The organism is Leifsonia sp. 71-9 (genome assembly GCF_001898805.1).
In the GTDB taxonomy this organism is placed as follows: Bacteria; Actinomycetota; Actinomycetes; order Actinomycetales; family Microbacteriaceae; genus Leifsonia.
This window is the reverse complement of sequence record NZ_MKVJ01000007.1, coordinates 63,649-73,324: the sequence shown is the minus strand read 5'-3', so window position 1 is coordinate 73,324 and position 9,676 is coordinate 63,649. Positions and strand designations below refer to the sequence as shown.

Sequence of the window (9,676 nt, the reverse complement as noted above, 5' to 3'; positions counted from 1 at the left end):
GGTCGATGACGATCTGCTCGACTTCCGAGAGAGCGTATCCCCAGGCGGCGAGCTGGGCGAGGTAGGCGGCTTTGGTCGCCTCGGGGTAGCGCCAGGTGCTCTTGCTGGTGGCGGACTCGATACCGCCGAGCACCACAGCGAGGCTGACGTGCTGTGCCTTGGTGGGGGACTGCTCGACGTGGGCGGCGAGCTTGTCGTCGTAGTAGCCTCCGCGCTCGATGCCGAGCAGCTGGTGGGCCAGCTTGTTTCCGGATGCGGCAGCGGCCCCCACGTCGCGGCGGTGGGTGGTGAGGCCCTGGGCGATCACCTTCGCGGCGTCCTTCGGCAGCGTCTTGCGGGTCAGGAACTCCGTGAGCCATTCGCGGCGCACTGTCTCGGCCGACGCCCACGCCTTGTTGTTGGCGATCAGCGTACGCCGCTCGGCTTTCTGCTCATCGGTCATTGGGCCGCTGGTGGAGCCCTGGATGCTAGCCTTATTGAAGCCTGCGGCCTTCGGGTCGCTGAGGAAGTAGCTGACGTTCGGCTCGCCGTCGAAGTAGACGCGGACGAACACAGCACGGCCTTCGGCGTTCTCGATGTGCTCCGGGGTAACTCGCTCGCCTTCGGCGGTGGTCAGCTCGCGGATGTTGATGTAGTCGGTGTCGTAGTAGCCGCGGTCGTGGTCGAGGATTTCGTAGCCGCGGCCGCGCAGCTCGTCCTCGGCCTGCGCCTTGACGTGTGCCCGGGCGCGGTCGTCGCGAGCACGCTGGGCCGCGTGGGCGAACTGGCCGGGGTCGTCGATTGCGATCTTGATCAGCTCGGCGCAAGTGGCCTCGTCGTCCTCAAACTCGATCAGGGTTGCGGCTTGGTCGAGGGTCAGCTGGTGTTCCTGGATCGCGGATGCGGCGACGGCGTTCTCTGCGACGGCCAGCCCGTTCTTCACCACGGCCTGCTTGGTCCCGGTGCGCTTGGCGATCGCCGTGACGCTGAGCCCTTCGAAGGCGAGCTGCTGGAACGCTGCAGCCCGGTCGCCGTCTGTGAGGGCTTCGCGCTGGTCGTTCTCGACCATCTGCTGCACGATGCGCCCCACGGTGGCCTCGTCCGCCTCCACGATGTAGGCGGGGATGCTGCTCAGTCCGGCCTCACGCGCTGCGAGGGTGCGTCGCTGGCCTGCCCGGACCAGGATGTTGCCCTGGGCGTCGCGCCTGGCCAGAACCGGCGTCAGAACGCCGTTCTCGCGGATGCTAGCCACGAACTCCTTGGTCAGCGGGGCGCTGGGGCGCACGTTGGCTTCGATGATGATCGCGTTGGGGTCGATGTGCTCGACGGTTCCCTGGCTTGCGGTAGTGGTGTTCACGGTTCTCTCTCCCGATCAACTGATTTTTTTGCCTGTCTGGCGAGAGAAATCAATAGAGAGCGGGAGCGCCGCAGTGCCGGGTCGTGGAATACCGGAACGCAGCGAGGATATGCCGCGAAAGCCCGGAACGCAGGCGCGGAGCGAACTACGATGACCGGCCAGACAGACGAAAAAAGCGCATCAAGAACAGTGCCGCGTAGCGGCTCCGATCAGCGCTCTCGAGCTCGTGTTTCGGGGTCGCGCTAGGAGACCGTGTAATCGCGACGCCCGCGCTCTTCTGAACCCGCGACCTTCCATCGGAGCTGCACGTCATGACGGTTTGCCCCGTCGTAGCTCGGCGCGTACCGCAGGATGATCGACTGACCGGGATGGATGCGCAGCCCCGGACCGTCAGCGAGTTGACCATCCGGCACAGTCTCGACTTCCAACTCACCGTCGCTGGGCAGGATTCCGATGGATACGTCCTCGAACGTGGTTTCCCCGTTGTGTCGTAGTTCGATAGTCGTCGAGTTGCCGAAATCCTCGTCAATCCGGGTCCACGGTTCAGGTGCGGCAGCCGCAGCCAGCTTCTCTTGCGCAGCGGCTTGGCGCTTCCTGATTTCGTTTGCCTCGCGCGCTAGGCGAGTCGCCTCGTCCCGCGCAGCCTCGGACTTTTCCTTGGCCGCTTCGGATGCGAGGCGTTCTTTGCGCGCAGTTCCGGCGGCGCGCCACGCTGCGGCCGCTCCGATAGCAGTGACGAGCAAAATACCGAGATTGATCCACGCGGAGGTGTCCATGTCGATCAAGTTATCGCCCAGGTACAACGTCCGATCCGCTAGGCGGCGTCTCCGAGGTATTGCCAGCGGCTTTCGGGGCTAAGCGCGCCGGCCGCGACCAGCTGTCGGGCGCCTTGATGGTCGGCTCGACGGTCGGCGGATCGTGGGTAGCGGGGCCAGATTCGTTCCCCGGGGCGGTCGGCCTCGAATAGTGGCCGGCTCGACGCATCGCGACGTCGTGGGCGCGTCCTGGGGGAGGCGTTCATAGTGGTGAGCTCGGCTTGCCACCAGGTCCACACTTCGCGTTCGGCTCGATATCGTTCGGCTCGATTGAGAAGGGTTCCGGCGACGCCGAGGATCCTTGCTGCGTGGTCACGGAGATCTCGCTTGGCTCTCGCCCATCCTTCGCGGTGTTTGACGATGAGCCGATGCCGGCGGAGACGGCTGAGGATCCTCGTGGTGTGGCGGATGCTGGTACCGAGGATGCGCGAGGCGGTCTCAACGGTGAGTGCTGGGTGTTGCCGGAGGGCGGCGTAGAGCTTTCCGGCGAGATGACCGAGGCCGGCGCGGGTGAAGAGGTCGTGTCGGCTGTCGGTCAGTTCGTCCTCGAGCTGGGCTACTTGGACGGCGCGAGCGTTGAAGAGATCGGCCGGGGGGCGGGGGTTATCTAGAGGTTGTGACCGGACTGTCCCGGAAGTTGTGGAAAGTGTGAGGGTCAAGCGCCATTCGGCGGCGTTGCCGCCGTCGGTGGTGGTGACCTTCTGCACGTATCCGTCGCGTGCGAGCCGCTGGAGGGCGTCTGCGGCCGTGGTGCGGCCGAGCCCGACCATCAGGGCGAGGTCACGGATGGAGGCCGCTACGACCCGTTTCCCGGTCTGCAGGGTGAGGTAGGCCAGGGCGGTCAGGGTGGAGCGCTCAGAGAGCGCGGCTTCTGTCCGTCCCCAGCGCCCGGGAGCGACGCGGAATCGCGTCAGGAGGTCGTCAACGTCGCGCACGATGGCGTCGAGCTCTGTCAGGTCGCGCGGCTCTCGTGCGGCCGGGAGCGGCCGTTGTACGGCCGCGTACTGCTGAGCCTTGGCCCACTGCCGTTCGAGTCGTTCACGCGCCTCAGCGGGGGAGCGGCGGCGGCGGGTGCCGCGGCCGGTGTTCTTGGTGCGGTAGTGCTCCATCCCGGGGGCGGTCCTGGCGGCGTGCTCGACGTCTGCCAGGGACCAGCCAGCGTTTGCGGCCGCCAGTAGGCACATGAAGCCGGTCCAGGACGGGTTGCTGCCGCCGTCGATCGTGGCCATGTGGGCGGCGCCGGCTGCGGTGAGCCGTCGGTGGGAGCGGTGCGAGCGGTCGACGGGGCCGGATGGGGCGCTCTCAGCGGCTCTCAGAGCGGGTTTCCGCTCGTCGAGCACCCGTGCGAGGTCGATCAGTTCGTCAGGAACGATCCTGCTGGCCGTGAGCACGTCGAGGGTGCCGCGAATGATGGTGGAGCTGGATCCGTCGCGGTGGGGTGAAAGCGGCGGCCGCGCGGCGCCCTCCCGCACGTTCAGGAGCATGCCGTGGTCGAGGGTGCGATAGTTCGCGCGGGCGGCGCGGGCGAGTGACGCCACGACGTCGGCCGGGGCTCCGCCCGGTACGGCGATCCAGATGTGGCGGCCTCCTGTGCCGGAGGACTGGCAGAGCACGTAGGCAATGGAGAGCTCGTCGAGGATGGCGGCGAGGGCGTCGGCTTCGTCGACGGCACGCTCCATGAGCTCGGCGTCGACGCCGTGCTTGTCCTTGCCGTCGAAGTCGAAGCAGAGCAGCCGGAACAGGCCCGCATCGTCGGCCAGACGGATGCACCACGGCGTTGTGGGTGCCTTCGGAGCGACGCGGTGGAAGCTGGGATAGCTGTTCTCGTCGAGGCGGCCGTAGGCGTCTCGCTTCATGACGCGCACGCGATCGCGGGGGCTGATTCGGCGGGTCAGCTCCCAAGCTGCATCGATATCGCCAGCAGACTGGCGCACGTTGAAGCCGGCCAAATCGTCGTATTTGGGACTATTTGTGCCTATCATGGTCTCACCTCCAGGTCCTGGATCTGGGCGTAACAAATGCCCCGGTCCTTCCGGGTCTTCTGAACATCACCTTGCGTCTGGTCCCTGGCCAAAGTTCTCAGACGCAAAGGCATCGGCTTTGGCCCGCCATCTCGATGGCGGGCCACCTTTGTTTAACCGGTTGCTATGGGCGGCTCCTGAGGAGGTAGGCGCGCTGGTTGCGCGGCCGTGAACCTCTGCGGGATGACAGAGGGAGTCTGGGTGCGACCGTGGACGAGAGCCCGGAAAGGGGCGCGAGCGACAGGTGCCGACACGCCGAAGTGACACCACAATGTGTCGCCGTCGAGGCATGAGGGGTTACCATGTCGTCACTCCTAGTTCTTGCCGGTTCTAGGTAAAACAAAGCCCCGGGCTTGTCCCGGATCTTTCAAACAGCCCCTCATCGTCCCGGTCGCCAAACTAGTCAGATGAGCGGCATCAAGCTTCGGCCCGTCACCTAGGTGGCGGGCCATTTGATTTAAGCGGCTGGGATAGGCAGCTCCAGTCGCGTTCGATCGGCTTGAACAGGCGCCAGCTCCGGCATGCCCGCTTCGCGGGCAAGGATCGACGCGATGTAATCTCCGACGTACTGATAGCCGGCCGCGGCGGCCTGCTCTTCGATCTTTTCGCCGACGGGGACTGCAACTCGGGACATAAGAGCCTTGCGCTGTCCCTTGCTTGGACGACCGCCGGTAGCAGTGCGCTTGTTCATGTGCCGATTCAATCCAGTTTCTGTAACTGAAACAGTGAGGCGCGCCGGTACGGCGCGATCCGAAGTTGACATGTCGGGTCATTGGTAGTCGCGCTCCCGCAGCGATGCAGGGCCTGCTTCGACGTCGTGTGGAGACTTGACGCCGCAGAGGGTGCAGTAGTTGTTGCGGAGGGACTGCGGCGTGCTGCAGTGCCGGCAGGGGGAGTCTCCGATGATGCGCTGTGCGCTCTCGGGAGCGTCGTCGACTGTGCCGTCCGGGTTGAGGATCTGCACGAAGGCGTCGGGGTGGATGCCGAGCTGGTAGGTGCCGTCGACGTCGGCGACAGTCAGCCTCACGGGGCGGCCCACCTGGCGGCCGATCGCTGCGCAGCGGGCGATGATGCCGGCCCGTATGCGGGCGGTGTCGGTTGCGATCAGGGCGCGGGAGGTTCCGCTGATCGTGAGTTCGCCGGATGCGTCGGCGCGCACGATCGCGCTCAGACGGGGTTGGGCGGGGATGAAGGTCGGCATCAGTAGTTTCTGTGGCAGGTGTCGTTGCAGAGGGTCATGCCGTAGAGCTCGTAGAACTTCTCGGGGTCGACCCAGCCGGGGACGGCCGGGTCGAGGGGGAGTGTGGCGACTTGCGGGTTGATGTTGCCTAGGACGTTGATGCGGAGGTCGAGGTGGCAGCCGGTGGCGGGTGCTTCATCGCCCACGAGGGAGATCTTCTCGCCGGTTTGCACGGTGTCTCCGACCTTCACGAGTCGGTCGGACTGGTGGCTGTGCAGGTAGGAGATTGTGTAGCCGTCAGGGCTCTTGATCGAAAGGTAGAGGCGGTCGGAGAGAACGACGGTGCCGGGCTGGATGGCGTAGATGGGTTTGCCGCACGGGTTCGGCCAGTTCTGCAGGTCATCGGCTGGGTGGTAGCTGCTTGCCCCTTCGGTGGGCGAGGTTCGCGGGCCGAACTTGTCGGTCATGTTGAACGGCATATCCAGCGGCATTCCGAGGGCGCCGCTGCCGCATCCGGTGGCCGGGGCGGCGGTGACGCCGCTGAGTGCGGCGGTGACCTGTCCGGCGGCGTCCCAGTATTTGGCGTAGTAGTACGGGTCGGCGTTGACCTGCACCTTGTGAGCGGCGATGGTGGGCTCGAGCGTCTCCCAGTTGGGGACGCTCTTCAAGCGCTCGAAGAAGAGCGTCGCGGACTTGAAGGGGTCCATCCGGTCCGCGAGGCTGCCCCAGCTGTCGCGCTGCTGGAACAGACCGCGCGAGTCGGGTCCGGCCTGGTCTCCGTAGTTGAGCACCCGGAGGCCGGATTCGCCCATCGCGGTCATGACGCCGATCTGCTGGGCTTGGGCACTGAGCCCGAGGGCTTCGGCGGCGTTCATGATGTAGGCGGCGTTCACGAGCTGATCGTGGCCGTAGCCGGCGACTGCGGCGGACGGAACCGTGTTCTCGTCGACCTTGACGCCGGCACCGGCGGGCCCGCACGCGGCTGCGGCGGCGTTGCTGCCGCCGAGGAGCAGGATGAAGCCGAACAGGAGTCCGACGAATAGGACGGGGACGAGCAGTAACGCGAGCACCCCCTTGCCGCCTTGCTGCATGTGTCTACCTCCCCGGTGGGGTGATTCGGTCGACGAGCCAGGGGTCGGTCGGTGCCTTCCGGGTGAGCGAGACGGCGTAGGTTCCGATATCGGTTGGGACGGTCACGACCAGCGCGTAGTCGGTGGCCCCGTCGACGACCGTCCCGCTGCCCGTGACGCGGTGGACCGGGACGTTCGATGGATCGGTGCCCTCGTACGCGGCTGCGCCCTGTTGGGTCAGCATCGGGTACAGGGCGTTAATCCATGTCGTCGCGTCCAGCTGCGGCCGCGCGAAGGTCGTCATGAACTTCTCCGCAAGCTTCACGGCCGCCGCCTGGCTGCTGGAGTCGGCTGCAGCGGGAGTCGGGGCCTTCGGCCCGTCATTGAGCCCATCGGTGGGCGTCGAGCGCGGGGTCTTGGTTGTGCCATCGGGAAAGGTTGCGACCGGCGTTGAGACCGGCGACAGTTGCGGTGCGCACCCGGTCAGGAGGAGAGCCGCGAGGGCGACGCCGGCGACGCCGGCGGCGCGCCTCACAGGCCCTCCGCTACTGCGGCCGCCGCGGCGAGCCATGCGCGGCGCGTGATCGGATTGAGGGCGTCGTAGCGGATCTTGCCGCTGTGCAGGGCCTCATCGAACGGGATGGTGACCACTCGGCGCGCGATCGCCGCGAAGCCGTTCGCGATCTGCTGGGCGTCGCCCTTGTCAGCGCTCTTCTCCGACTGGGAGACGATGACAACGGCGTTGTCGGCCAAGGCTGCGGAGCGTTCGTCCCGCTGTGCCAGTCCGTCGAGCAGGAGCGCGCCGGCTTCCGCGTGCTCTCCCAGCGCCGTGGTGGCGATGACGAGCTGGTCGCTGCGGTCGATCATCTGCTGCCACCGCTCGGCGGATTCGTCGTTGCCGGAGTCGATGAAGATCAGCCGGAAGTATTTGCTGGCGACCTGGTGGAGCGCGTCGAATTCGACGCGGCTGATCCGCTGGTCAGCGGAGAGCGCCTGCGGGTTGGAGCGCAGCACGTCGTACTTGTCGCCGGTCTGGTGGTGCACGAAATGTGCCAGGTCCGATGACTGTGCGGCGGGGGAGAGCAGCCGCTCGGTCTGCGGGAGAAGGTTGTGCACGGTGGCCTCATGCGGGCCTTGCTCGGTGCGCCAGCCCAGCGTGCCGCGCGTCTCGTTGTTGTCCCAGGCGAGCACGCCCGAGCCGCCGTAGCGGGCGAACACCGCGGACAGGAGCGCCGTTGTCGGGGTCTTGTTCGCCCCGCCTTTGCCGTTGACGATCGCGATCGTGCGCGGGCCGGGCCAATGTTGGCTCACGGCGTGCACGTCGCGGCGTTCGGCCAGTTCCGACTCGGACGGCGCGACCTGGACGCCGACGCGGGCGAGAACGCCACGCCATCCCTGCGTGGCGGGCTGCTCGGGTGCCTCCTTCTCGAGGAAGGATGCGCGGGCCGCGCGCCGCTCGCTGATCGTCGCCTGCGGCGGCACGGTGGCCTGCTCCGCTGCAGCTTGCGGCGCAGCGACCGCGGCAGGGGGCGGAGGAATGCGCTCGACGTCGTACGCCGGCGGCACCTCCACCCGCTGCACGGTGTCTTCTGCGGCCGCTGCTGGCTCAGCAGGGATGAATTCTCCGACGGCCTCCACACTGCCGTCCGGAGACACAATCAGCTGCCCTTGGCCCATCGCGTCCTGCGTAATGAGCATCACCGGCCGGCCGTACATGCGGGCTCGGCCGGTGACCTGGGTGAGGATCTGTTCGCGGACGTGAGTGTCGTTGTTGCCGGCGACCTCGTGGTGAGTCCCCTCGATCACCAGTAGCCCGGTCGCGTCCGGGTTCACGATCGCCCGAATGGTGGGGTGCGAGGATTCCTGCTGAGCCATGTGGCCGCCTTCCTAGTCGTCGCTGTGGCCGGTGTAGCGCCGTAGCGCCCACTTCTTGAAGTCCGCGGTGAGGATTGTGTATCCGCGTCCCAAGTTCAGGGCTGGGAGCTTTTCTTCGGGGTCGGCTGAGCCGATTGCTGCACGGATGATGTGCTCGCTCACGTTGAACACTTTCGCGGCTTCGCTCACGCTGAGAGTCGTCGGGAGACCCTCGAAAAGATCGTCGAGCGCCCCCATGTCAACCGAAAACCATTCCATGCTGTGCAATGATGCCAGTGTTTAAGTGAAATGGCACTGTTTGCCATTGTTTGGGTCTATTTGCATTCATTCGGGGTAAGCTTCCTTCCGGGGGTCGAAGTAACCATGTTGACAGTATGTCGATAGTCGTCCCCCGTTCGGGTGATACTTGGCGGTAGACAAGATAGTCGACTCCGAGAAGGGGGATCTTCGGTGACGGACTCTCAACATCCGTGGCTTGCCGGACCGGCGGTGCCTCAGGAGGCACCGCCGCCCCGAGCTCGCCGCGAACTCCCACGCCCGGCCGCTCCTCAGCCGGGCGTTCCCGCGCCTGATCACGCTGATCGGCTTCCGCGGCGAGACGTCAACCGTCCCGCACCGCTGTGGTGGCTCGGCGTCCATGGCGGCGCGGGGGAGTCCACGCTGGCCAACCTGGTCGCGGGATCTCGCACCGCCGGCCATGCCTGGCCGATCGGCTACGACGGTGCGACGACGAACGTCGTCCTTGTAGCCCGGTCGAATGCCTCGGGCCTCGCGGCCGCGCAGCGCGCCGCGATCGAGTGGGCATCCGGTGTGCTGCCCTCGGTAAACCTCCTCGGCCTCGTGATCATCGCTGACGCGCCCGGCAAACTGCCCAAGCCCCTGAGGGAGCTCGCACACCTCGTCTCCGGGGGAGTACCGCACACCTGGCACATCCCGTGGATAGAGGCATGGCGGCTCGGAGAGACGCCCAACCTCGAGCACGCACCCAAGGACGTTCGGGCGCTCATCACCGCGGTGAGCGCACTGACCAACACGACCAGCGCCTAACCGGCCTGACCGAAAGGAAGCACAATGCACACGCTCCACACCGTTCTCGACACCGTGAACTCCTTCGTTCCCCTGGACGTCCCCGACCCCGGGAACGGCTCAGCCCCTCCCGGATCCGAGAAGTTCATCGCCGTCATGGGCTGGGTGAAGTGGCTCGCCCTCGGCGTCGTAATCATCGGCCTGATGATCATCGGCGCGAAGCTCGCGATCGAGAGCCGCCGCGGAGAGGGTGGAGCACACCTCGGCGCGCTCGGCATGGCAATGGCCGGCGTGATCGTCATCGCCGGCGCTGCCAGCCTCGTCGGCTTCCTCGTCAGCTGACCGAAGGGAAC

General features: G+C 66.5%; 11 protein-coding genes. 2 read left to right on the top strand and 9 right to left on the bottom strand.

Features of this window, described 5'->3' with window-relative positions; translation table 11 throughout:
* The 9 genes from BGO91_RS04935 to BGO91_RS04895 form a co-directional block, all read right to left on the bottom strand.
* The coding region (locus tag BGO91_RS04935; protein WP_290471753.1) for a ParB/RepB/Spo0J family partition protein at positions 1-1,336 on the bottom strand (1,336 nt) is incomplete at its 3' end.
* Between the two features lie 242 nt (positions 1,337-1,578).
* Positions 1,579-2,112: a hypothetical protein gene (locus BGO91_RS04930; RefSeq protein ID WP_290471752.1), complete on the bottom strand. Its 534-nt coding sequence runs from the start codon at positions 2,110-2,112 to the stop codon at positions 1,579-1,581.
* Positions 2,113-2,150: 38 nt separating this feature from the next.
* The gene (locus tag BGO91_RS04925) at positions 2,151-4,133 is read right to left on the bottom strand and encodes a hypothetical protein (protein WP_290471751.1); all 1,983 of its coding nucleotides are present in this window, start codon (positions 4,131-4,133) and stop codon (positions 2,151-2,153) included.
* A gap of 496 nt (positions 4,134-4,629) precedes the next feature.
* The gene (locus tag BGO91_RS04920; protein ID WP_143465936.1) at positions 4,630-4,863 is read right to left on the bottom strand and encodes a hypothetical protein; all 234 of its coding nucleotides are present in this window, start codon (positions 4,861-4,863) and stop codon (positions 4,630-4,632) included.
* 78 nt (positions 4,864-4,941) lie between these two features.
* Positions 4,942-5,373 carry a hypothetical protein gene (locus BGO91_RS04915; protein ID WP_290471750.1) on the bottom strand — a complete coding sequence of 144 codons (432 nt, stop codon included), beginning with the start codon at positions 5,371-5,373 and terminating at the stop codon, positions 4,942-4,944.
* The gene (locus BGO91_RS04910; protein ID WP_290471749.1) at positions 5,373-6,422 is read right to left on the bottom strand and encodes a M23 family metallopeptidase; all 1,050 of its coding nucleotides are present in this window, start codon (positions 6,420-6,422) and stop codon (positions 5,373-5,375) included. Before BGO91_RS04910 ends, BGO91_RS04915 begins: the two co-directional genes overlap by 1 nt.
* 25 nt (positions 6,423-6,447) lie before the next feature.
* Positions 6,448-6,957, bottom strand: a complete 510-nt coding sequence (locus BGO91_RS04905) for a hypothetical protein (RefSeq protein ID WP_290471748.1) — start codon at positions 6,955-6,957, stop codon at positions 6,448-6,450.
* Positions 6,954-8,297, bottom strand: a complete 1,344-nt coding sequence (locus tag BGO91_RS04900; RefSeq protein ID WP_290471747.1) for an ATPase — start codon at positions 8,295-8,297, stop codon at positions 6,954-6,956. The genes BGO91_RS04905 and BGO91_RS04900 overlap by 4 nt, the downstream gene beginning before the upstream one ends.
* Positions 8,298-8,309: 12 nt before the next feature.
* The gene (locus BGO91_RS04895; RefSeq protein ID WP_290471746.1) at positions 8,310-8,555 is read right to left on the bottom strand and encodes a helix-turn-helix domain-containing protein; all 246 of its coding nucleotides are present in this window, start codon (positions 8,553-8,555) and stop codon (positions 8,310-8,312) included.
* Between the two features lie 141 nt (positions 8,556-8,696).
* On the opposite strand from BGO91_RS04895, the gene BGO91_RS22145 reads away from it, so the two are divergent.
* Together BGO91_RS22145 and BGO91_RS04885 are read left to right on the top strand one after the other, a co-directional pair.
* Entirely contained in the window at positions 8,697-9,344 is a 648-nt protein-coding gene (locus BGO91_RS22145) for a DUF6668 family protein (RefSeq protein WP_366925291.1), read from the top strand.
* A gap of 24 nt (positions 9,345-9,368) precedes the next feature.
* Positions 9,369-9,665, top strand: a complete 297-nt coding sequence (locus tag BGO91_RS04885) for a hypothetical protein (protein WP_226657932.1) — start codon at positions 9,369-9,371, stop codon at positions 9,663-9,665.
* Positions 9,666-9,676 lie beyond the last annotated feature (11 nt).